A 24,296-nucleotide genomic window follows, 5' to 3' on the forward strand; every position below is an offset into this window, starting at 1 on the left:
GTATGCTGCTTGTTTCTGTAGGAAACATCTTTATCATTCATTGTACCGTTCAAACTGCCTCAATTCAAATACAGCCCGCGACTTCTCTGCATATTTTGATTTTCCATTCCTTTTCCTTTACGTATGGCTTCGAATGTTGCTATAATACTCCTTGCACTTATTTGAAATTTTAAGTTTATACACACAATATGTTGGGTTAAATATTCATAACACGTCTAAATATAGTGATGTAGCCGATAAATCGTACGGGAACCATCTTTTCCCCCTTCATTGGCAGGTGCATCGCTATTTCTATGTTATTGGATTACATACAGCCCCCAAATGCTGTCTGACCATCGCTTTTTTCGCCATTATCTTCTCATCATGATCATTTTCATGCTATTCCCAAGTATGATTCCAAATCAGGAAAGCGAGGAATTAATCCTATGCCACAACTCGTAACCAAACCAAACAATCGCCAGTTGGCTTTTGATGAAATACGCATTTCCGTATATGCCGACCGTGTACTCAGCGGGCTGGACAAGCTGGATAAAGATCGTCTCATTCGCGGTGTAACTAGCAAGCTGCGCCGGGACGAAGTCACGGGGGATGACATCAGCAACGCGTTTGCGATGGCTGCCCTTGAATTGGTTAGTAAGGAAGAACCGGACTGGAAATTTGCCGCTGCACGTGCTTTGCTCACTTCCTTGTATAAAAAAGCTGCTACTCACCGACGTTACAAATCCTATGCGGACGAGCCTTACGGCGCTTTTTATCCGCTGATTACCGATTTGGTCCAAAAAGGAATTTACCGTCAAGAACTGCTCGACTACTATACCAAGGAGCAGATTGATGAGCTGGGCGATTCCATATTGCCGAAAAATGACCTGCTGTTCGATTATATCGGGCTATTAACGCTGTCTGAGCGCTATTTGGCCAATGATTTTGATGGACGCGTAATGGAACTGCCGCAAGAACGCTACATGATCATCGCGATGTACCTGATGCACCAAGAGCCTGCCGACAAGCGTATGGAGCTGGTCAAGGAAGCATACTGGGCGATGAGCAACATGTACATGACGGCAGCTACACCAACCATGTCCAATGCCGGAAAAAAGGTGGCCGGACAGCTCTCCAGCTGCTTTATCGACACCGTAGACGACTCGCTGGAAGGTATTTTCGACTCCAATACGGATGTAGCCCGTCTTAGCAAAATGGGCGGCGGCATCGGCGTGTACCTCGGTAAAGTACGGGCGCGCGGGTCCGATATCCGTGGACATAAAAATACAAGTTCTGGCGTCATTCCGTGGATTCGTCAGCTGAACAATACAGCTGTTAGCGTAGACCAATTGGGTACTCGCAAAGGTGCAATTGCCGTATATCTGGACGTATTCCATAAGGACATCCTCGCGTTCCTTGACCTGAAGCTGAACAACGGTGACGAGCGGATGCGTGCACATGACGTGTTCCACGGCGTATGTCTACCCGATCTGTTCATGGAGCGGGTCGAAGCACGGGGCGAATGGAATCTGTTCTGTCCGCATGAAGTGAAGAAGGTGATGGGCTGGAAAGATGACAAGGGTCGTCCACTGGGCCTGGAAGATTTTTATGATGAAACCTTCGGTTCAGGTACCTTCCGCGAAAAGTATGAGGAGGCGTCACAGCATCCCATTCTCTCTCGTATTACAGTGCCTGCCATCGACATCATGAAGCGCCTGATGAAATCACAACTGGAAACAGGTACACCGTACATGTTCTATCGTGATACGGTAAACCGGGCCAACCCGAACCGCGCCCATGGTATGGTATATTCCTCCAACCTGTGTACGGAAATTATGCAAAACCAATCTGCAACTGTAGTGGAAAAAGAAGAACTGGTCACCAAGGACGGACAAACACGCATTGTTATTTCCAAAATTCCTGGCGACTTTGTTGTTTGCAACCTGAACTCCATCCATCTGGCTCGTGCGGTTCCGGCAGGTGTGCTGGATCGCCTCGTACCGATTCAGGTACGTATGCTGGATAATGTTATTGATATCAACAACATTGAAGTGCTGCAAGCACAATATACGAACAGCCAATATCGCGCTGTCGGTCTAGGTACATTTGGACTGCATCATCTACTCGCACTGGAAGGTATCCGTTGGGAATCCGATGAAGCGGTAACCTATAACGATCATTTGTATGAAAAGATTAACTACCTGGCAGTCAAATCCAGCATGGAGCTAGCGAAAGAAAAAGGCCGTTATGCGAAATTCGAGGGTTCTGACTGGTCTAGCGGGCACTATTTCACTTCCCGTGGCTATACGGACGGTACACGTGAAGGCAAATTTGTCACTACGTCCGAGTGGAGCGAGCTTGCGGAAGAAGTCAAACAAAACGGTGTCCGCAACGCATGGCTGTTCGCCATCGCGCCTAACGGTTCCACATCTATCATCGCAGGCTCTACTGCCAGCATTGATCCATTGTACGAGCTGCTTTCCTATGAAGAGAAAACAACTTACAAGATCGCTAACCCAGCACCGGATTTGAACGAGAAAACCATCTGGTACTACAAGACAGCTTTCTTGCTGGATCAACACGCTTCGATCAACATGGCTTCTGCACGTCAGCGTCATATTGACCAAGGCCAAAGCTTTAACCTGTATGTACGTCCCGATATTAAAGCAACTGAATTTTTAGAGCTGCACATCCATGCCTGGAAATCAGGTATGAAATCGACCTATTATGTACGCAGCCGCGCACTGACGATTGAAGAATGTGATAGCTGCGCATCCTAAACTAAAGGAGAGAAGCTCTCATGCAGTTACAGAAGATTTTTAACACGGAAGCGCCAAATCGCTCTACCCGTATTATTGAAGGCGAAAGCTCCGGTATTTTGAATTGGAACGATATTCGGATGCCGCATATGTACAAACTGTATAAAGTGCTGCTGCTGAACCACTGGATTCCAGATGAAATTCCGATGTCCAAGGACGCGTCCCAGTTCCCTGTGCTGGATGCCGAAGAACAGCGCACCTTCAAAATTAACATCGGCCTGCTGGCTGTGCTGGATTCCATGCAAACGATGTTTGTCGGGGATGTAAAACGCTATTTTACCGATTCCTCGCTGGAAGCTATTTCGGCGATTATCGGGCAGCAGGAAGTGGTGCATAACCAGTCCTACTCCTACGTTCTGTCTTCTTTGGTGTCAGATCAGGAACAGAAGGAAATTTTTGAATACTGGAAAAACGATCCTGTCCTGCTGGAGCGTAACACATTCATCTCGGACATTTATCAAGAGTTCCGCGATGAGCAGAACCCACAAACCTTTTTCCAAGCGATGGTAGCCGATTTGATTCTGGAAGGCATTTTCTTTTACAGTACATTTGCTTTCTTCTACAATTTGGCCCGTGATCAGAAAATGATGGCAACCAGCCAAATGATCTCGTATATTCAGCGTGATGAAAATCAGCATTGCTACTTTTTTGCTGAAGTGTTTAAGCAGCTATTGTCTGACTTCCCTGAGCTGAACACCAAGGAAAATACGGACTATGTCTATCGTATGATTAACCGCGCTGTGGAGCTGGAAACGAATTGGGCGCATTATACGCTCAAAGAGGTTCGCGGCATCGACTTGAACGAGCTGAGCGATTATATCAAATACATGGCAAATATGCGCCTGAGATTGCTTGGTATGGACAAAGCGTACGAAGGCGTAGATGTAAACTGTATGCCTTGGATTAAACCATTCTCAGACGAAGCGCTAAATGCGACAAAAACGGACTTTTTTGAAGCAAAATCACGCAATTATGGCAAGGTCGGAGATGACAACGGATTTGACGATTTGTAAGTTATAAGATACAGCCTTAACTCGGTACTTACCGGGCTAAGGCTTTTTTCATGAGAATTTACGCAAATACGCAAAAAAATCATGAAACATCTGAATTACTATTCATATTTTCCTATTTGTACACGATATATATGAAGGTGAAAAAACATAGTAAGGAGCATATTATGAAAAGCAGCGTTAAAAAAAGAATGGGATTACAATCCAAACTCTACTTCATCTTGCTCATTCCTTTAATAGTGATTGGCGTTATTGTTCTGTGGACGACCAATCAATCTATCCAAAATGCTTCTCTATCAACCATGCAGCTAAACAATGAAACGCTGGCAAAGAACACGGCCCAGTTACTGGACAAGTCCGCAGTCAAGAGCTTAAACACTAATTCATCTGAGCAAAGCAGCGAGTATAAGCAGCTTCGGAACGAGTTAAATACGCTCAGGTTGCAAACTGGAATCCTGTACATCTATATGTACAACCGGGTTGGAAATGAGTGGAAAATTACAGTGGATGGAGCCGCATGGGACGACAAAGACTACAGTCCATTCGGAACTCCTGTAAGTTTTACCCTTAAAGAAACGGAAGAGAAATTAAAACAAGGGGAAACGGTAACTACAGATATTACAACGGACCCTGAGTGGGGGACGATGTTTTCCTCCTTTACTCCCATTAAGGATACCGATGGAACCATCATTGGATATTTGGGAATCGACAGATCCCTGTCCTCTGTGACTGAAGTATACGAACATACCTTGCCCGAGGCCTACCGATTAGTTATCCCTGTTATCTCCATCATTCTGATCATCTCAATCGCGGCTATGATGCTGGTAACCCGACGGATACTGCGTCAGGTGAGATTTATTAAAAATACACTGGAGCAAGTAGCCGACGGCAACCTTACGGTTACATCGTCGCAAGTAACATATGATCAGTTAGGCGAAATCAGCAAATTGACGAACAAAATGGTGGAAGCCATGTCGAATATGATTGTGGATATTCAAAGCAGTTCAAGTACACTCCAGCACGCATCGGAGAATATCGTCGTGACAACGGAAGGAACACTCCACCAGACTGAGGAACTGTCCCGTACACTCCAGCAAATTGCCGATGTCTCTATTAACCAAGCGGATCAAGCGGTGGAATCGGTTCAACAATCTGATCGATTAGGACAAACGCTGGATGAAGTCGGAAGCCATGTGCAACAATTTACGGATACGGCCCATCATCTCAATGAGGTTCGTAATCAGGTAGCTAGTGAGCATGAACTGTTATTAGAGAAAGGACGAGAAAGCGCCTTGCGTATCAAGCAGATGCAGCGCATGTCACACGCGTTAACCGAAAAATCCCGCGAGGCGGCTAACATCGGTCAGCAGGTACAGGGCATCGTAAAGCAGACGCAGATTTTGTCCTTTAATGCCTCTATTGAAGCCTCACGTGCAGGCGAAGCTGGCAAGGGTTTTTCTGTGGTCGCTCATGAAATGGGACAACTTGCCCAGCAATCCGCCATATCGATTCGTGAAATCGATGAAATCTTAAGAAGCTTTGTTGAGCAAATTGAGCAAATGGGTGATCAATTTGATGAAAACATAAAGACCGTCAATGAACAAGAAGTACAAATTTCGGTATGTCTACAGTCTGTTGACAAAGTCACCCAGGTTTCACAGGAAGTTCAGGAGTTAGCTGCACATCTGGCTCAATTGACGGCAGAGATGCAAGAGGTACGTCACAGCGTAGATCAACATTTAAATCACACAGCCAGCGCGGCACAGCAGACTGCCGGAATGACAGAAGATGTATCAGCAAGCGCTCAGAAGCAGGCTCTAGCGGTAAAAGAACTATCCGAAGTAGCCCGCAATCTGACCACACTATCAAACAATCTGCAGCGTCATGCTGACCAGTTCCGGGTAAAAAACGCTGAATAATAAATATTACGTTGGGTTCAGTTCAACTGAACGAAAAGAAGTAAACTAAAATGGAGCATTCGCAAACGTAGCGAGTGCTCCATTTTTATGTTTTGAAAGCCAAGCAGAGTTCACCTTTATCCGAGTAGGTGCATACATATAACCTAGAAGTGTGTATTCAAGCACTCCAGACTCATACCTGTTCTTATGATGGAGGTAGCGCGGCTGTTTTCACCTGTTTCGTATAAGAAGGATAGCCTCCCGTATGCTGGAGCATTTCGATTTCACGCAAAATACGCGGCAAGTCAGCGACCGAGTTCATCACGATGTGGGCTCCTGCCCTTTTCAAACCATATACACTCTGTCTGCGCCGTTCCTCAGCCACTCTGTCATCCGCTTCATGGCTGGTCGTTTGAGCTGCGGTCGTCACGCTTTCGTTATGGTTCAACACACCAATCGTCCATACACCGGCGTTCCGTCCCTCTTGCATATCGGCTACTGTATCTCCTACTTTCACAATATCGCTAAGTGGGAATACCTGCAAGCGATGTGCAATTTCATAGATCATCCACGGATAAGGCCTCCCCTGCGAAACTTCACAAGGGGCTACCATACAATCCAACGTATAGGGTGACTGTGCAGGCGTAAACTTGTGACTGAGCATTTCCATCGGACAGGATGCAGTGGCGCCTGACTGAATGCGACGATCCTGCAACTCCTGCAGCGCCCTGTCTATACCGATAGCAGGCTCAGCCCCTTGGATCAAGGAGCGGAGAACAGGGACAAGCTCAAGATAAATATGCTCAATATCCGCTCTGCCAGGATGCGCACCAAAGCACTCCAGCCATTTTTTCCGAACCTCTGAAAGTCCCAGCACATTCGCAATATGATCCCGGATCGGCATTCCTCGCCCATGAGACACCTGTTCTTCAGTTACCTGTATACCTTTCCATCTGAAAATGTCACGCATTCCCTGGGTTAAGCCTCGTCCTCCGGGGTCTAACAATGTACTTTCGAGATTAAAAATAACCGCCTGTATCATGCAATCCCCGCCTTTCCGTACCGCGGCTATCCGCAATCTTTATTTTGCTTAGGAACATGATACACAGCTAACGTAAACTGAAGTGTCGTAAACGGTAAGCGGATTGTAATTGAAAATAAATTCCTTGATTGGTTATGAATACCGAGTGTGATAAGAGGAGGAGTCGCAACATGAGACAGCCTTGGAATGAATTTAATTCCAAAATGCCTTGGCGGATGGAGCTTGGTTGTTATGCGCTGAATAAACTGGCCTGTGGAGGATTGGTTTTTGGTCTCTTATGGGTCTACTGCTATCTGACAGAGGAAATAACAGGAATTCCTCTGACTATAGCAGGCAATAGTGGTGAACTGACCGCGCAGCTGTGGGCCTATGGTTTTGCCCTTCCTGCCGCTCTTGCCGCTGATGCGCTACGCGATCTTTTACCCTGGCTTCGTAAGCCCGAGCAGCTCACCCTATACCTCGCTGCAGGATTCAGTGTCTTTCTCCTGCTAGGTTCTTTGATGTCGCCTGCCGGAACGGGCATTTCATGGAGCAACGGCATAGCAGGTGCAGGGATTACACTCCTGTATTATGGAGGAAGGTACTGGCTGAACCGTGAATATGGATTACAGATCATGCTGGCCTTCCTCCTGCCACTGCTGCTATGGCCTATAGGGCTTCAATAATGTCGCCAGCTATCACAGAGGCAGGATGCTGGCGATGACGTGCGGCTGTTTCTCCAGCCGCACCATGCAGATACACGCCAAAGGCTGCTGCCTGCGCAGCATTCAGACCCTGGGCCAGCAAACCTGCGATGATGCCTGTCAGCACATCGCCCGCACCGCCTGTCGCCATCCCAGCATGGCCTGTGGTATTGACGTAGGCTGTTCCGTCGGGACAAGCGATGACAGTGCGCGCTCCTTTGAGCACCAGCGTGACCCCACGTGTTCGGGCGTACTCCCGGGCATGGGTGATGCGGTCACGCTGCACCTCTGCTGTCGGTATGCCCAGCAGACGAGCCATTTCACCGGGGTGCGGCGTTAGTACGACCGCCGCACTTCTCGGCTTCCAAGCCTCCAGCTCAGGCCCCGCCGAGGCGAGGATGTTCAAGGCGTCCGCATCAAGCACGAGCGGACCGCCGTATTCTTCCCACAGGCGGCGCAGCCAGCCGGTGTCCCCTGCAAAGCGGCCGAGGCCGGGGCCGACGGCCAGCACATCACGTGCCTGCGCGAGCTGTAGCAGCTCGTCTGCGGAGTCGGCATTCCATTCGCCGTCTCCGCCTGCTGCTGCGGCAGCGAGCATCAGTTCCGGCGCGGCGCCAATGACGCGCGGCAACAACGCCTCGGGCACCGCCCACGTGACAAGGCCGCTGCCGATGCGCAGAGCGGCACGTGCGGCCAGCAAGCCCGCGCCGCTCATGCGCAGGCTTCCGGCCGCGACGAGAACATGGCCGTAGGTGCCCTTGTGCCCGTCCGGCACGCGGCTGCGGCTTACATCCACATCCAGTGCAGCGCGCAGCGTGTCACGGGTCAAGAGCCGCAGCTGCACGCCACACTCACGTGCAAGGCCGGGTGGAATACCGATGTAGCGTACCACCACATCGCCTGCAGTCCCGGCGCCCGGATATTGGACGAGCCCACGCTTCAAGTAGGCGAGGCATACGGTGACGCGCGCACGAATGCACGGCTCGTGCAGCGTACCTGTGTCGGCGTCGAGGCCGCTAGGCACGTCTACCGACACGAGCGGCACGCCGCTGGCATTGGCCTCGCGGATCAGCGAGGCGTAGGGTTCGCGCGGCGGGCCTTGCGTGCCCGTGCCCAGCAGGGCATCGACGATGCCGGAGGCGCCGCGCAGGTCCAGGGTATCCCGGCCATAGAGGATCACCGGGATACCCAGAGCCACGATGATGTCGCGCTGCGCAGCCGCTTCACCGCGCAGCGTGTCTGGCGGCTCGACGTACACAACGGTGACGCGCAGCCCTGCATCCGTTAGATGGCGGGCTACTACCAGTCCGTCACCACCGTTGTTGCCTTTACCTACGAGGATATACCAGTGTTCTCGTTCCCGTAAGTCATGTCGTCCTTGACTCCACGACTCTGTCCGTATAACACCGCCATGTCCCGGTATATCCCCCGGCCCTGTATGTGTAACCTCTTCTGCCCACTGCGGCCCTAACACTTCAGCACACTCAACCCCACGTGTTAGATCAGAAGTGCCTACTGAGAAGCCGCCATTGCTCTTCCCACTTCTCTCGGCACATAGCTTCAATACCTCGTCAGCTACCGCGCACCCGGCATTTTCCATCAACGTAAGGGCCGGGATACCCAGCCTGTCAATTGTGTACCGATCCAATTGCCGCATTTCTTCGGCGGTCACCATATACATGCTTTTCGCCTCCCATATGGCTATCCCTGCTTATTAATACCCGACTGTAAAACGGGAATTGACAAATTCCCCTTCTACTAACTCATCAATCAGGGCTACCGCATAATCTTCGACCGAGATACGGCTATGGCCTAATTCGTCAACCACCAAATGATCCAAGCCAATACGGAACTGTCCTGTACGTTTTCCCGATTCAATCATTCCGGCAGGACTACAATAGGTCCAGTCTACATCCGCAGCGCGGTACAGCTCCAGTGCATCTGCATGGGCAGCCGCCAGCGGCTTCACTTCCTCCGGAAACTCGGCGGTATCCATGAGGCGTTCACCGTTTTCTGTTTTCAGACTTCCCGCTCCGCCAACGACAAGTATGCGCTCCGCGCCGGAACGCCGGGTTCCTTCCAGCAAAGAACGAGTCGCTTCGAGCAGTTCTTCCTCTTCTCCAAACTTGGGACCGTACGCGCTAATGATAGCATCGTGCCCTTTGGCCACTTCCGTAACGGAATTCGGATTTAGAATATCTGCTTGAACCACCGTCAAGTATTCACTTCGCTCCGTCACACGTTGGGGGTCGCGGACCGCTGCTGTCACTTCATACTTGCGCTTGATTGCTTCCTTTACTAACGCTTGACCAATGGTTCCAGTTGCTCCAAAAATAATAACTTTCATATAAATATGCCTTCTTCCTGTCTATAATTTACTTACTGTTATTTATCCGTTTTATCTCCAGCTTAAACCCGTGCAAGATATCGATTCGATGTCTCATGATCTTCTGTTGCAATTTTTATATTTTTATCCATACCGAATCTACCCTCCTGCTTGTATCTTGTCTATTTTACCAAAAAATACTTCATATATCCTGGTCAAAGGTATACAAGCCCTTGAAATGCCTGTGTAGTCTGTGCAATAGTGTAGAAAGAACAATGGAAGGAGGGATTGCGGGTGTCCCCGACGGACTTCGCGGCGTTAGTCGCATATATCTCACCCGGTCTGATTGCCTTCCTGCTGGCGTTATCTTTGCTGGTATGGCTGTATGTTCACAGTGCAGCCCAGCTTCGAAATTCGCGTCAGCAGCGGCTGGAAGAATTACAGGAATCGCTGCGTATCTATGGACGATTAGCTGGTTGTCTCCAAACCGCTACCCAGAATGGGTTCAATAACAGCGAAAAGCAGTACCAGAACGGACTCATCCACGCTCTTCAGGAAGCCAAAGCTGCTCCCTATTTGACCCCTCACCTTCAAGAGCAGGTTCAAGCATCCCTTCGGGAGTGTGATACGTTCCGCAGAGAATTGCTTCTCAAATCACTGGAGCGTGAAATGAACAAACTCATCGAGGAACGGCGTCTGGTTCTGCTGGAATCTCATGCTCCGGGCTGGGGAACAGCATTGTGGAAGCTATTACGTCCAGCAGCTGGTCCGTTGGCGCTGACAGGAATCGTCTGGTTGGTCTCAAGGCTGGTTGTGGAACTGATAGCCTCCAGCCATGTCGATGTTAGTCTGCCCGACACTGTACAATCTGCCTCATGGCTCATAGGGTGTGCATGGATGAGGTTCGTTTCTGGCTTGATCGCCCTACTGTATGTATACCGGCTGATGACCCTGCGCAGGCAAAATGATCTGGACGTGACGGCATCCCATTTTCCAACAAGCCTGTTGTGCATGGTGATCGCCGCTGTCGCTCTGTTTCAATGGATCGGACCGGAAGCGTCTCCCTACATACTGGCTGTTCAGCTTGTGCTGTTCTTGATTGGCTTCCGACTTACCCGAGGCCGCTCGCGCAGTGATCGTCCTTATGTTGGTCACCCCGGCTTGATCAAGGCAGATGCTTCTCAACATCAGGATTTACACACAGCAGATAAAGATAAAACGGCTGACTCTTCTTTGGCAGAAGAACATATCCGGTCCTAACACCAATGGCACATGACTCTATCCCGTATCCACCCTGCAAATCACATACCATCACAGGACATCCCAACAACAAAGAAAGAGTTCATGGGGTGTCCTGTTTTTTGAACAATTTCCGGCTTTTTGAGGGGTTAGGCTTGTGCCAGTGATCAAGGAAAGGGTATATTGTTTATATAAATGTAAATCATATCGTTTTTTATGTATGATTATTGAAAAAAATCCATATATGTTAAACTACCATCAATTTATGATGTGCGTTAGAATTGGAGGAACTATGCAACTGGACATTTCTGAAAAATCACTTCCCGTTTATGAAGCGCTGGCCAGTGAGGTTCGGCTAAACATGATTGTTCTGCTTGCGGAGAAGCCTATGAATATACGTGAGCTGGCGGAAGCGTTGGGGCTCAGCAGTGCGATTATGACGATGCATGTCAAGAAACTGGAGAGAGCGTCCATTATTTCGACCAAAATGCTGCCTGGACGAGGCGGGGTACAGAAAGTGTGCTCACTGGCTACAGACAAAATTGAAATCGCCATGCCACGCTATCAGCAGGATGTACGACAATTCCATCAGACGGAGATTTCTGTCGGACACTTTACAGATTTTGAAATACAGGCGACCTGCGGACTGGCTACCGTCGAAAAGATCATTGGTGAATTCGATGAGCCTCGTTCATTCTTGGACCCTGAGCGCTTCAATTCCAAAATTCTGTGGTTTAGCCAGGGATATATGGATTATAAGGTGCCAAATTTCCTACTGTCCAGCCAAAAAGCTGAGGAACTGGAAATTTCGATGGAACTATCATCCGAGGCCCCTTTTACCAATGATAATTGGCCTTCAGATATCACTTTTTTCCTAAATGATGTGAATTTGGGTACATGGACCAGCCCAGGGGATTTCGGGGATAACCGTGGTAAATACACACCTGCATGGTGGCCTGATTTTATCAATCAATATGGTCTCCTTAAAAGACTTCGCGTTACCTCCGAAGGTACCTTTATGGATGGCAAGCAAATATCCGACGTGACTTTAAGCCAAGTGCTGATTGATCAGAAGCAATGGAAATTCCGCATTGCCATATTGGATGATGCCCAGCATGTTGGAGGGGTTACCCTGTTCGGTACCGGATTCGGTAACTACAATCAGGATATCCTGTTCCGTTTGTACTACAAACATACAGAAAATCATGCCAAAACAGTAGCGGTAGAAGCTGGCGATAGCAGCAAATAGCTTTTAGACCACTTCAAGACCTGAACACGGCGTTTGGCCCATGCCTTTCATGGGAAACAAAGCGCCGTGTTTTATTTTTCATCCACTTATATCGTACTCTTTTGCCACATGCTATCCGATTAGCGAACAGGTTCAATACATACAGGTGAAGGAACCTCCAGCACATATCCCGTTCGGGTCAGCCGTCCATCCTCACTATGGATGGCAAAGGATACGATGTTGTTTCCATCCTGATTCGCTACTACCAGATAACCGGACAAGATGTTGAAGTTACGCGGTGTGCTGCCGAAGGTTTCCACCCATTCAACCACCTTCAGCTTGCCGCTGTCCAGATCGACATGGTATAGCACGATGCTATCATGGCCGCGGTTTGACACATACAAAAAGCGTCCACAGGGCGTAATCCGAATATCGGCTGCTGTATTTTCTACATCTATAATGCCTTCTGGCAGTGTGGACAGGCTTTGCAGCAATGTAAGCTCACCATTACGTTCGTTATAACTAAACACAGCGACTGTATTGTTCAACTCATTGGCGACAAAAGCATATGGACGCGAAGGATGAAAAACCAGATGACGCGGTCCAGAACCGGGTGGCAAATCTGTCTCACGATGGGTCACCAGTTTTCCATCCTCTGTCAAACGGTATACCACAATCTGGTCCAGTCCCAGATCACATACCATGGCATACTGTCCTGAAGGATCTGGAATAATCGAATGCGGATGTGCCGCATCCTGGCGGTCCTGGCGAATACCTGAGCCGGTATGCTGAACTTGCCCCGACATGTCTCCTAATCCTCCTGCTTCCGTCGCAGGGAACACAACGGCATTGCCGCCTGAATAGTTAGAAGCCAGCACATATCGTCCATCGGTTGTTACGGAAACATAGCAAGTATGCGCTCCCTCCGTCCCTTTTCGATCCAAAGGATGTAATTCCCCCGTCTGGGTATTCACCTGATACGCATACAGCTCGCCTCCTTCTGTTTCACTGGCAGCATACAGCTTCGTCCCATCCGGGTGTAGAGCGAGAAAAGAAGGCCTCTCCATTCCTTCCACACCTCCAACAATGCGCAGATCACCATTGGTCACACGCAAAGCACATACATATATTCCTCTTTCCTGACGAGACGCATAAGTTCCTGTATAAAATAACTGCTCATTCCGCTCTTCCATCGGCTCTCATCTCCTTCTAGCTGTTTTTTTACATATTATCTGGCTTTTAGCTCTACTATTTGTCTTGTTGTAAACTCATCATGCATTATTACCCAAGTTTCTGTCGTTTCATTAACGTTTCGCGATGTATGCAAAAAAAATAGCCTCCTTCGGCGCCATCTGCGGTTCACAAGAACGTCACAGTTCACACCAAAAGAGACTAATTTCACGAAAAGAACAACATTAAACCGCTGTGGTTTGCGTATCTCTGCTTTTCCATTTTACAGCCAGACCCAAACTAAGAATGAGAATGGCTGCCCCAAAAATGTATGGCAAATTGATATGCACCTCGAACAATGTACCCGCAAGCGCAGGTCCTAGAATATTACCAATACTCATATAAGCATTGTTCATGCCAGCTGCAACTCCCTGCTCATCCCCCGCCATTTTGGATAAAGCAGTATTAATGGCTGGCCGAAGCAACGACGTAGCGGTAAAGAAGATGAGCGATACCCCGAGTACATAATAAAAGTTGCCAGAGAGCAGCATAAGCACAAGGGAAATCGCCGAAAACAGAAAGGAACCGATGATGACACCTTTTTCGCCAAAACGGTTTAACATCGGACTGATTACCACAGCTTGAATCACGGTTCCGACCAGTGCACCTACGGTAATAATGATAGCAATATCACGCTCATTATAATGAAACTTCCCCGTCACAAAGAAAGGAAACATCGTTTCAAAATGTGTCAGTCCAAAGGTTAACGTGAATATCATAATCAGTAGCATAAAGTAAGGCTTGCGGAAAGAAAGGGCAAACTGTTTAATCACATTGTCCCGTTTGGCCTTGACATTCCGAAACTTCAACTGTTTTTCCAGCGATAAGGTTTCGGGTAGCATAATCAAGGAAATCAGTGCAGCTACGCCCGATACGGCCGCCGAAACATACAAGGGCGTACGAATCGAGATATCTGCCAGCAAACCGCCCACACCAGGACCGATCACAAAGCCAAGAGACATGGCGGCACCCAACAGCCCCATTCCTCTACCGCGATTGTGGACCGTTGTAATGTCAGCAATATAGGCCATCATCGGAGGAATCATAAAGGCTGCCCCTGCACCACCCAGTAAACGGGAGATATACAATGTGGTCAACGATTCCCCAATAGCAAACAATACAGAAGAAGCCGTCATGATTACCAAACCGATAATAATCATTTTTTTACGTCCGTATTTATCGGACCATTCTCCCGCTAGCGGCGAAAACAGGAATTGGGTTAAGCCAAACACAGCAACCAAATAACCACCCGTTTCACCACTGCCTCCCAAGGAGCTCATAAACTTAGGGAGGATCGGAATAATGAGGCCAATTCCCAGCATGGCAATAAACATATTAATCATCAAAATGACCAGCGGTCCCATTTTCAACTGTTGTGAATCTGACATGTTGCGTTTTGTCCTCCTCAGGTTCTTTATTTCGTATACGAAAATCTTATTTTGCAACCATTTCAGCAAAACTCTTCATTATATTAATAGAGCGAGAGACAAATAACAATCATAAAATACTTCCGATAACCCTGAATCTTTCCTTTGACAGGACAGCAAAAAGGAACAACCTGAAATGGCGATGTTGTCCCTCTCATACGAACGACCAGGGTGAATTTCTCGAACGGTCTGGCGGTCCCTACGATCCCTATTGTGGATCTTCGAATAGCTCCTGTATCATCTTTTCCTTGTTATTCAGAAATTGCTTGGTGATGATAAAATGATCGGTTTCCTCCAGTGTCCGGATGTCGATCCCTTCATGTGTCAGATGATACAAGATGGAATCTGGATACGCCATCAAAATGGGGGAATGAGTAGAAATGATAAACTGTGAGCCCTGCTGCACCAGCTCGTGAATCCGTGCAAGCATGGCCATCTGGCGCAAAGGCGATAACGCAGCCTCCGGTTCATCCAAAATATACAATCCTTGTCCTCCAAACCGATGCACAAAGGCAGCAAAAAAAGACTCGCCATGCGACTGCTCATGCAGCGATTTGCCTCCGTAGGAGTTTCGAATAGGTGGGCCTCCACCTTCGCGATCCAGCTCGTCGATATGAGTCGCCACATTATAGTAGCTTTCCGCCCGGAAAAAGAAGCCATCCCTCGGCTTTTCTATCCCTCTCACCAGCCGGATATGCTCATGCAGTGAGGAATGCGTGGCTTGTGTAGAAAAATTAAAATTTTTAGTACCGCCCTCTGGATTAAATCCCCACGCGACCGCGATTGCCTCCATAAGCGTCGATTTACCTACACCGTTTTCTCCAATAATATAGGTAACGGAAGGATGGAATTTAAGTTCATTCCACTGGTGTAAGGCTTTTAAGTTAAACGGATATTGGCTCTTGTCAGCATCTGGAGGCCATATCAGCTCCAGGCGACGTATAAAAAGATTACGATCCCATATACTCATGTCCAGTTCAGCTCCATTGCCAAGCAATTCACTAGGTTTTCCATTATTATATTGGAATTATTTACAGCAATCAAACTGAAACCCCATTTCGTAACCCTTCTGTTGTTATTCAAACGATTATTACAGGTATAATATATAGTAATGTTCATCGGGCATGAAATCTAAGCACTTCATTCCGTGTACATCTCATTCTTTTCCAAGCAGGTGAATCTATGAAATCTAATCACAAACCGATTCAATCCTTTAAAATCGTACAGTTCGTGATGACCGTCTACAGGCAACGATTGACACGTATTCTGCTACCACTGGCTGTACTGGCTTTTATTATATGGGAGGCCGGACGAGAACTAAAAGACTTTAATCTGGCGCGTATGCTTCATGAGCTGCGGCGAATGGATGCCACCTTTCTGATCGAGATTGGCTTGTTCTCACTAGCTGCCGTGGCGGCTATGAGCGCATACGATTACGTAATCAGGCATCATTTCAAGCTTCAGGTCAAGCCTGGAACGACATTTCGCTATGCCTGGATCTCCAATACCTTCAATAATGTCTTTGGTTTTGCAGGCTTTACAGGAGCGGGACTTCGCACAGTGCTGTATAAAAAAAGCGGGGTGCCGTTGGGTGTCATCACCTCTGCGGTCGTATTTCTTTCGCCAGTCGTCATTACCGGACTATCTTTGCTGGCTTGGGGAGCCATTGTCCATCTGTATCCGGTACAGCCTGTACTGGATGCTCATCCGTGGCTTCATTGGGCGCTGTGGGGAATGGCATTGTACCTGCCGCTATTTCTGATCATGCAGCGCTCCAAACGGTACTCCACATGGTTCAACAAGGGAGAAGGACAGCTTTCCTGGTCCACCATCTCCGCTTCCATCAGTGCTTCCCTGCTGGAGTGGCTGTTAGCTGGCCTTACCTTTGCATGGATCGGCTCGCACTTGCTCCATGAACTGCCGATGCATGCTGTGTTCGGCATTTATGTGATAGCCGCGATTGCTGGGTTGATCAGTCTTGCACCCGGAGGGGTCGGGGCATTCGACATCATTGCCCTGCTCGGGCTGCAAATGGCGGGAGCCAACTCAGATCGGGCACTGGCTGTGCTGCTGGTCTTTCGTGTCTTTTATTACATCATCCCGTGGCTCATCGGCTTGGTATTAGCCGCGCTGGAAATGATTCCGCGTAACGAGCGCCTGAATCAGCTAGCTGAGACCGGCTGGGACTACTCCCTTAATGCGTGGCAGAAGGTATGGGGCTGGCCTGGTCAATTCCGGTTTTTGGCAGATCTAGGAGTATGGGCGCTTGGTAAGCTGGTACTCATCTCCGGCGTGGTGCTTCTTTTGTCGGCAGCTACGCCAGGTCTGTTATATCGGCTCCGTTTTGCTGAGCATTTGCTCAGCCTGCCCGTCATGCGCTTGTCGCATGAAATCTCAGTCATCATCGGGATTATGCTTGTCGTCCTGTCCCACGGAATCTCTCTGCGTATTCGCAGAGCATTACGACTGACATTGATACTGCTGCTGGCCGGCGCCATTTTCACCTTCATTAAAGGTCTGGATTTTGAAGAAGCCTTATTCCTACTATTCGTGGCGTTAATGCTATGGATCTCGCGCTCGCGGTTTTATCGGGTCAGTGCACCACTGAATCGGCACAATATTTTAATATGGGGCGGATTATCTCTACTCGTAACTGGGGCTTATTTTATCATTGGGGCAGGCTCCAATACTCCGTTTATGCGCCATTTGCACGCCAAGGTCCATCTGGACTTTTTTATGAACCGCAGCGATTACGGAGTTACTGCCGTGTTTAGTCTGATTTTGGCATGGGTATTCCTGACGGTGTACTTCTTTCTTCGGCCTCAGCGTGGTATCAGCAATCTACCCGACGCGCAGGAGCTGGATAAGCTAAAAGAATTTTTGGAACGACAGGGTGGTAATCTCGTTTCCCACATGCTTTTTCTGGGCGATAAATATCTGTATTGGACCAAAAATGAACAGGTCGTCATTCCCTATGCTCGCAGTCGGGACAAACTGATTGTATTAGGTGACCCACTCGGTCCAAAAGAACGCGTGAGTGAAGCGATTCAGGAATTTCAGCGGTTCGCAGATCGGTATGCGTTAACGGCTGTATTTTATCAGGCATCACCGGAGTATTTGTCCATCTATCACGAGAACGGCTATCGCTTTTTCAAACTGGGCGAGGAAGCACTGGTGCCGCTGGAATCCTTTACACTGACGGGCAAAAGCAATCAAGCGCTACGCAGCGCCAAAAACCGCTTTGACCGCGATGGCTACTCGTTCGAAATCATCCAACCTCCTCTAGAGGCGTCACTGATTGAGGAGATGCGACATGTTTCGAATATTTGGCTGGACGGGCGCAAGGAGAAGGGATATTCACTCGGCTGGTTCAAAGAGCCCTATCTTCAGTTGGCTCCGATTGCATTGCTAAAGGACTCTGAAGGGAAGGTCATCGCTTTCGCTACGATGGCCCCTGCCTATGATCATGGACGGACGGTCTCCATTGACCTGATGCGCCACTTGCCTGACACACCAAATGGCACGATGGATTATTTATTCACACGGGTCATTGAGTGGGCCAAGGAGAGTGGATATACGACATTTAATCTGGGAATGGCACCGCTGTCCCAGGTAGGACAAAGTGAAAAGGCATTGCGCGAGGAAAAGCTGGCTCGACTTGTTTTTCAATACGGGGGACATTTTTACGGCTTTCAGGGGCTTCGGCGCTTTAAGGATAAGTTCAAGCCGCAATGGGAGCCGCGTTATCTGGCCTATCCGGCTTCTGTCTTTCTACCGATCCTGACGCTGGAGCTGGTATATCTCGTGTCCAAACGCTCGGACTAAACAAAGGGCTAACCAAAAGGCTTTTGACAGCCTAACACGACGTAAAAAAGGGTGTTCCCCAACCACGAACGGTTGCAGGAACACCCTTTTACATTCACAAATCTTCTTAGAAGCTACCTTTTACAACAACTTCAGACAGTGGAAAACGTCCTGATGGACGTGCTGGTACTTGTGCCTTACCTACGCTAATAAGCAGGGTTGGCAGGTAACGTGCCGGAATATTGAATTGCTCGATCAATTGTGCTGGAATGAAACCGCCCATTGCGCAAGTGTCGTAGCCCAGAGATTTAGCAGCCAGCATAATGTTTTGTGCTGCAAAAGCAGAGTTCAGGATGGCGGCATCGCGAGCTACTTGCGGGTTTTGGTACGCGCCGTTGATTTGACCTACCAATGCGTCACGGATTTCCGCTGGCAGTGCGCCTGCTTCTACCGCTTGATCATAAATGACGGTGTTACGGTTTGCTTCCAAATCACCCAATACAGCAATCGTAACGGAACTTTCCACTACTTGACCCTGATTGTAGGCGATAGGTAGCAATTTTTGCTTGTCCGCTTCGCTTTCGATGACAAGGAATTTCCAATGTTGAAGGTTCCAAGCGGAAGGAGCTTCTATCGCGGCAGTCAAAATAGCCTCCAAATCTTCCTCTGGCAATTTAAAATCCTTAACATAGCTCTTTACCGCGTGTCTTTCACTAATAGTAGATAGAGTTTCATTTTTTGGACTGCTCGACATTCTAGGCACTCTCCTAATTTCTTAATATATATCTAACTTGAATCCTCATTAACTTCCCAAACTACTGCAATTATAAAAATGATAGTGAATGATGTCAATATGTTTAAGTATGACCCTGCACTCAAAATACAGTACAATACGGATAAAGACATGCATATCGGCATATGTCTGCCGATGGGACAAGACACGGGTGAGTTCATTTTGTTCTCATTTGAATTAAAAAAGGAGCGTTACTATGATTGGATCGTTTAAAAAAACGGATATTGCTTTGTTTGCCGCCTGGGTTGTAGCTTGTGTGGCAACTTTGGGCAGTCTGTATCTCAGCGAGATTTTGGGGTATGAGCCTTGTAAGCTGTGCTGGTTTCAGCGCATTCTGATGTATCCCCTGACCCTTCTGCTCGGAATTGCATATTTTCGAGGAGATTCGGGGATACGTCGTTACGTCATGCCGTTGGCTATCATTGGAGGCGCGATTTCGGCCTATCATTTTATCATTCAGCGCATCCATGCAGCCGCCAAAGCAGCTGCGCAAACTTCAACTTCCTGCGGCAGAGTATCCTGTGAACAGGATTACCTGAACTGGTTCGATTTTATCACCATTCCTTTTCTCGCACTGATCGCCTTTATCCTTATTATTGCAGCCATGGGTTATATTATGCGTCAGGAGAAAAAATCAGCTCAAGGAGAGGTACAAGCAAAGGAACTCGCATAAGTATGAAAGAGACCTAATTATAGGACCCGTTACCACCAAGAGGCGTATAATCCGCTTGCCCAAGGAAAGACTGTAACTAAATATATCCATTGCATATGTGCTATAATGTAAAAGGTTTGCAGTCTGTCCAATAACGCTTATATTCCTTATAGAGGGGGCCAGTCCATGTTTCATATTAGCACCCCATTGCTGCAATATGGCGCAACCTTCGGTATGATCTTAATCGCTATATCGGCTATTTTCATCCGTATGAAGACAGGTCATCGCCCGATTAATGCCAAAAAAATCATCATCCCACCGCTCGGCATGAGCACCGGTTTTATGATGTTTGTGGTGCCGGAAGTACGGGTTCCCTGGCTTTGGGCGCTAGGCGCTTTTCTGGTCGGCTGGTTTATTTTTTCTTACCCGTTGATCCGCAGCACCAAATTTGAATTGCAAGAAGGGCTGGTTTTCGTGCAACGCTCACGTACCTTCTTTTTTATCCTGATCAGCCTGCTGATCATCCGATTGCTGTTGCATGAATTTATTCAGCATTACATTACCATTCCGCAGACAGCAGGGCTATTTTTCATCCTAGCCTTCGGGACCTTGTTACACTGGCGGCTTCGTATGTATTTCCAATATCGTCAGTTCGTTCCGAACGAGGCGGAAGTTCGCATCTGACAAACAGGTTTTTAACATGCATGCTCGCATGTTGCTGTATAGACCAAAAAGACACGTTCTCCTAACAGGAGCCGTGTCTTTTTGGTCTTTTAGTCTATCAGGTCTACATTATGCATTCCGGGAAAAAGGAGCTACTCGATTGCATCCCTCTGTCTTCGCAGTGTACAGCATTCGATCTGCCTGAACATGCCTGGGACTGGAACGGACATGCAGCGGATGCTTATAGCAAAAGAGACCGTCCTCTGGACAGCCCCTTTTTCTGTAACATGTCTAGCTCATTCAACCCGTTAGTCTGTATGCTACCGATGAATGCCTGCCTTTATTGCTGGGTCAAAATGATCGGACCCTCTGCTGTAATGGCCAGCGTATGCTCGTATTGCGCAGACAAGCCGCCGTCCAACGTACGTGCGGTCCAGCCGTCCGCATCAATTTTACTGCGGTATGTGCCTGTGTTGAGCATCGGCTCAATTGTAATGACCATGCCCTCTTTTAAGCGTGGTCCACGGTGCGGCGGTCCGTAATGTGGAACCTGCGGTTGCTCATGCATCTCTTCCCCGATGCCGTGCCCAATAAATTCGCGTACGACCGAGAAGCCTTCCGCTTCCGCGTAGGTTTGTATCGCATGGGAAATATCTCCGATCCGGTTACCGATAACAGCTTGCTCAATCCCTTTATACAGTGATTCCTTGGTAACGTCCAGCAGCTTTTGCGCCTGCTCAGACACATTACCTACCGCATACGACCAAGCGGAATCTGCCAGCCAGCCATTCAGATTCACAACCATGTCGATCGTCACGATGTCCCCGTCCTTCAACGGTGTCTTATTCGGAAAGCCGTGGCAAATCACATCGTTAGGTGAGCCACATGTTGCAAACTGGTAGCCGTTATAGCCCTTTTGCTCCGGTGTTGCGCCATGCTTCTTCATAAAGGATTCTGCGAAAGCGTCGATTTCCAGTGTCGTAATGCCTGGCTTGATCATTTTGGCAATTTCCCGGTGGCAAGCAGCCAAAATGTCTCCAGCTTTTTTCATATTTTCAATTTGTTCTTTGGTTTTAATGATAATCATTAAACGGTCTCCTTCTTTTCCGTGTTCGTTCCACTTTTCACTGCTTCTTTTTTCTGCTTCTATTGTAACGCTAAAAGCAGCGAAATGGAACCGATGTCAACTGACACCGTTTACAAGGATCTTAAACGGGGTATATAATACTCCATAACTTGTATACCAGTATGCAAAATTATTTCCAAGATAGGAGTATCCTATGAAATATCCAACAACCTGGTTACAGGGCGCATCGCTTGGGGAAAGGATTGCTTGTGAACTCCGGCTTCAGATTATACGGGGCATTCAGACGCCAGGTACTGTGCTATCTGAGAATCAGATTGGTGCCGATTTTGGTACCAGTCGTTCTCCGGTGCGTGAAGCCTTGAAGGCACTCTCGGGCGAAGGACTGATCCGTTTGGAGCGCATGGGGGCGGTTGTCGTCGGCATGACACCCGGTGATATGGAGGAGCTATTCGATGTGCGAATGCTGATTGAGCATTTTGTTGTACAAAGGTATGTACATAGTGATAATGCCACATTGGTGACTGTTCTGAATCAGATGATTGACAAAATGGAAGTCGCTCTCAAGTACAGGGATGTCGTTGAATTTTCTCTTCAGGATTTTAATTTTCATGAGGCTCTGGTTCTGGAAGCAGGCCATACCCGTATTCTTCATACCTGGAACGGTATGAGACAGCTAATCCTGACGGTCATGTTAGCTGCGACAGAACAACGATTTGCGTCTAACATCGAAGAATCGCAAGTCACGATTCACAAACATCGAACCTTTGCAAACGCTTTAAGTCAAGGGAATGCTCAGGAGTTATCGGGATTTATTGAGGATCATTACCGAGATACCCGCAACGCGGTTAACGATAGCGTTCTGTCTCCCTACAGAAAGACATCGTCCTAGCCGCAACATGCGTGACAAAGAGTCGATGTACCGCGCTTCATGCGTTTCTTGCTGGCGCGGTTCTCTTTTACATTAAAGTTGTCGACAAGTATACATTTAGCTACATTATATGAATAAGGAGGCATACCTTCATGAACACATTACTCGGCTTGAGTCATAACGCGTCCCTGCTCATATGGGCGCTAGTTACCGTCATTCTTTTGATTTTGCTGATTGCCAAATTCAAATGGAATCCCTTCGTTTCACTGCTGCTTTCGTCGGTATTTCTCGGACTGGTTAACGGGATGCCGGGACATGAAGTTACTGCCTCCATCACCAAGGGGCTCGGCAGTACGCTCGGCTCCATCGCCATCGTGATCGGTTTAGGCACCATGCTCGGTAAAATGATGGCAGAATCCGGCGGTGCCGAACGCATCGCGACCACACTGATGGATCGTTTTGGTGAAAAACGCGTTCATTGGGCGATGATGATCGTAGGCTTTATCGTGGGTATTCCAGTATTTTTTGAGGTTGGTATTATTTTATTAATTCCCATCCTGTTCACGGTTGCCCGTAAAATGAATATGTCTCTGCTGAAAATCGGTATTCCAATGCTGGCAGGACTATCGACGGTACACGGCCTTTTACCGCCCCACCCGGCTCCGATGATCGCGATTGAAGCCTTTAACGCCAATATTGGACGCACGATAGGATATGCACTCATCGTGGGCATTCCATCCGCCATTATTGCAGGCCCGGTCTTCGGCGCTTGGATTGGCAAAAGAATCATGGTCAGACCTTCCGAGAGGCTGGACGAGCAGTTCAGAAATACGACGGGACGGTCGTTGCCTCCTTTTTGGATTACTCTGTTCACTATTTTGTTGCCTGTTATTCTAATGCTTAGCGGATCAGTCGCTGAAATCGTAGACCCGGCCAATACACATCCGCTCACTGTATTTTTCAAATTCATTGGTGATGAGGTTATGGCATTGCTGATTGCGGCTGTGTTCTCTTTTTTCTCGCTAGGCTATGCACGTGGTCTAAAGAAAGAGGACTTGTCCCGTTTTACCAGTGAATGTCTGGCACCAACAGCCTCTATTATCTTAATTATCGGGAGCGGCGGTGCATTTAAAACGGTATTGATCGACAGCGGTGTAGGTCAGGCCATTGCAGCGGTCGCTACAGGAGCCCATATGAATGTGATTGTATTTGCTTTTCTGGTCGCTGCGCTCATTCGTGTAGCCACTGGATCAGCGACAGTCGCGATGACGACAGGCTCCGGTATTGTCGCACCTGTGCTGGCACTTACTCCCGGCGCGAATGTCGAACTGGTCGTCCTTGCTACAGGAGCCGGGTCGCTGATCTTGTCTCATGTGAATGACGCCGGTTTTTGGATGATTAAAGAGTTTTTCAATATGACGGTTCCGCAGACTCTAAAATCATGGACCGTTATGGAAACCATCCTCTCCCTGGTCGCTTTCGGTTTGATTATGCTGCTGAGTGTGTTAATTTAACGATAATGAGCTAATAACGGTAAGTGAAGGGGGA

At 48.2% G+C, this 24,296-nt stretch carries 20 protein-coding genes; 12 read left to right on the plus strand and 8 right to left on the minus strand.

What is annotated here, in order from left to right; translation table 11 throughout:
- Positions 1–425: 425 nt before the first annotated feature.
- The 3 genes from MHB54_RS10475 to MHB54_RS10485 all read left to right on the plus strand — a co-directional run bounded on the left by MHB54_RS10475 (position 426) and on the right by MHB54_RS10485 (position 5,727).
- Positions 426–2,759, plus strand: coding sequence for a ribonucleoside-diphosphate reductase subunit alpha (locus MHB54_RS10475; RefSeq protein ID WP_028541188.1), 2,334 nt, complete (start codon positions 426–428; stop codon positions 2,757–2,759).
- Between the two features lie 20 nt (positions 2,760–2,779).
- A complete protein-coding gene (locus tag MHB54_RS10480) occupies positions 2,780–3,811 on the plus strand; it encodes a ribonucleotide-diphosphate reductase subunit beta (protein ID WP_023986750.1) in 1,032 nt (343 codons plus the stop codon).
- 164 nt (positions 3,812–3,975) lie between these two features.
- A complete protein-coding gene (locus MHB54_RS10485) occupies positions 3,976–5,727 on the plus strand; it encodes a methyl-accepting chemotaxis protein (RefSeq protein WP_023986749.1) in 1,752 nt (583 codons plus the stop codon).
- A 184-nt stretch (positions 5,728–5,911) separates the two neighbouring features.
- Here MHB54_RS10485 and MHB54_RS10490 read toward each other — a convergent pair whose 3' ends face one another.
- Complete coding sequence (locus MHB54_RS10490; protein WP_023986748.1) at positions 5,912–6,748, minus strand: HAD hydrolase-like protein; 837 nt, start codon at positions 6,746–6,748, stop codon at positions 5,912–5,914.
- A gap of 170 nt (positions 6,749–6,918) precedes the next feature.
- Between MHB54_RS10490 and MHB54_RS10495 the strand changes: the two genes are divergently transcribed.
- Positions 6,919–7,413 (plus strand): hypothetical protein, encoded by a 495-nt coding sequence (locus MHB54_RS10495; RefSeq protein WP_023986747.1) that lies wholly within the window; start codon positions 6,919–6,921, stop codon positions 7,411–7,413.
- Here the strand turns inward: MHB54_RS10495 and MHB54_RS10500 are convergent.
- Together MHB54_RS10500 and MHB54_RS10505 are read right to left on the minus strand one after the other, a co-directional pair.
- On the minus strand, positions 7,397–9,112 hold the full coding sequence (locus tag MHB54_RS10500) for an NAD(P)H-hydrate dehydratase (protein ID WP_340981594.1): 1,716 nt from the start codon (positions 9,110–9,112) through the stop codon (positions 7,397–7,399). The genes MHB54_RS10495 and MHB54_RS10500 overlap by 17 nt on opposite strands.
- 33 nt (positions 9,113–9,145) lie before the next feature.
- Positions 9,146–9,778, minus strand: a complete 633-nt coding sequence (locus MHB54_RS10505) for an NAD(P)-dependent oxidoreductase (RefSeq protein WP_023986745.1) — start codon at positions 9,776–9,778, stop codon at positions 9,146–9,148.
- 273 nt (positions 9,779–10,051) lie between these two features.
- On the opposite strand from MHB54_RS10505, the gene MHB54_RS10510 reads away from it, so the two are divergent.
- Positions 10,052–11,017 carry a hypothetical protein gene (locus tag MHB54_RS10510; RefSeq protein WP_340981595.1) on the plus strand — a complete coding sequence of 322 codons (966 nt, stop codon included), beginning with the start codon at positions 10,052–10,054 and terminating at the stop codon, positions 11,015–11,017.
- Positions 11,018–11,288: 271 nt separating this feature from the next.
- Positions 11,289–12,245, plus strand: a complete 957-nt coding sequence (locus MHB54_RS10515) for an ArsR/SmtB family transcription factor (RefSeq protein ID WP_023986743.1) — start codon at positions 11,289–11,291, stop codon at positions 12,243–12,245.
- Between the two features lie 119 nt (positions 12,246–12,364).
- On the opposite strand, the gene MHB54_RS10520 is transcribed toward MHB54_RS10515, so the two are convergent.
- From MHB54_RS10520 to MHB54_RS10530, 3 genes are all read right to left on the minus strand, one after another.
- Positions 12,365–13,417 carry a lactonase family protein gene (locus MHB54_RS10520; RefSeq protein ID WP_053324505.1) on the minus strand — a complete coding sequence of 351 codons (1,053 nt, stop codon included), beginning with the start codon at positions 13,415–13,417 and terminating at the stop codon, positions 12,365–12,367.
- Positions 13,418–13,639: 222 nt separating this feature from the next.
- The gene (locus MHB54_RS10525) at positions 13,640–14,842 is read right to left on the minus strand and encodes an MFS transporter (protein ID WP_028541191.1); all 1,203 of its coding nucleotides are present in this window, start codon (positions 14,840–14,842) and stop codon (positions 13,640–13,642) included.
- Between the two features lie 247 nt (positions 14,843–15,089).
- Positions 15,090–15,851 (minus strand): AAA family ATPase, encoded by a 762-nt coding sequence (locus tag MHB54_RS10530; protein WP_023986740.1) that lies wholly within the window; start codon positions 15,849–15,851, stop codon positions 15,090–15,092.
- Between the two features lie 212 nt (positions 15,852–16,063).
- On the opposite strand from MHB54_RS10530, the gene mprF reads away from it, so the two are divergent.
- The gene (mprF, locus tag MHB54_RS10535; RefSeq protein ID WP_023986739.1) at positions 16,064–18,706 is read left to right on the plus strand and encodes a bifunctional lysylphosphatidylglycerol flippase/synthetase MprF; all 2,643 of its coding nucleotides are present in this window, start codon (positions 16,064–16,066) and stop codon (positions 18,704–18,706) included.
- Positions 18,707–18,812: 106 nt separating this feature from the next.
- On the opposite strand, the gene MHB54_RS10540 is transcribed toward mprF, so the two are convergent.
- A complete protein-coding gene (locus MHB54_RS10540) occupies positions 18,813–19,439 on the minus strand; it encodes a nitroreductase family protein (RefSeq protein ID WP_023986738.1) in 627 nt (208 codons plus the stop codon).
- Between the two features lie 99 nt (positions 19,440–19,538).
- Between MHB54_RS10540 and MHB54_RS10545 the strand changes: the two genes are divergently transcribed.
- The 3 genes from MHB54_RS10545 (at position 19,539) to MHB54_RS10555 (ending at position 20,814) form a co-directional block, all read left to right on the plus strand.
- Complete coding sequence (locus MHB54_RS10545; RefSeq protein ID WP_023986737.1) at positions 19,539–19,691, plus strand: hypothetical protein; 153 nt, start codon at positions 19,539–19,541, stop codon at positions 19,689–19,691.
- Positions 19,675–20,151 carry a disulfide oxidoreductase gene (locus tag MHB54_RS10550; protein ID WP_053324504.1) on the plus strand — a complete coding sequence of 159 codons (477 nt, stop codon included), beginning with the start codon at positions 19,675–19,677 and terminating at the stop codon, positions 20,149–20,151. Before MHB54_RS10545 ends, MHB54_RS10550 begins: the two co-directional genes overlap by 17 nt.
- A gap of 165 nt (positions 20,152–20,316) precedes the next feature.
- Positions 20,317–20,814, plus strand: a complete 498-nt coding sequence (locus MHB54_RS10555) for a CcdC family protein (RefSeq protein WP_023986735.1) — start codon at positions 20,317–20,319, stop codon at positions 20,812–20,814.
- Positions 20,815–21,133: 319 nt separating this feature from the next.
- Here MHB54_RS10555 and map read toward each other — a convergent pair whose 3' ends face one another.
- Positions 21,134–21,880, minus strand: coding sequence for a type I methionyl aminopeptidase (gene map, locus MHB54_RS10560; protein ID WP_013308498.1), 747 nt, complete (start codon positions 21,878–21,880; stop codon positions 21,134–21,136).
- A 193-nt stretch (positions 21,881–22,073) separates the two neighbouring features.
- On the opposite strand from map, the gene MHB54_RS10565 reads away from it, so the two are divergent.
- Entirely contained in the window at positions 22,074–22,769 is a 696-nt protein-coding gene (locus MHB54_RS10565; protein ID WP_069080452.1) for a GntR family transcriptional regulator, read from the plus strand.
- A gap of 131 nt (positions 22,770–22,900) precedes the next feature.
- Positions 22,901–24,262: a GntP family permease gene (locus MHB54_RS10570; RefSeq protein WP_025722432.1), complete on the plus strand. Its 1,362-nt coding sequence runs from the start codon at positions 22,901–22,903 to the stop codon at positions 24,260–24,262.
- Positions 24,263–24,296: the final 34 nt, after the last annotated feature.

It is taken from the genome of Paenibacillus sp. FSL M7-0802 (genome assembly GCF_038004945.1).
Lineage (GTDB): Bacteria > Bacillota > Bacilli > Paenibacillales > Paenibacillaceae > Paenibacillus > Paenibacillus polymyxa_B.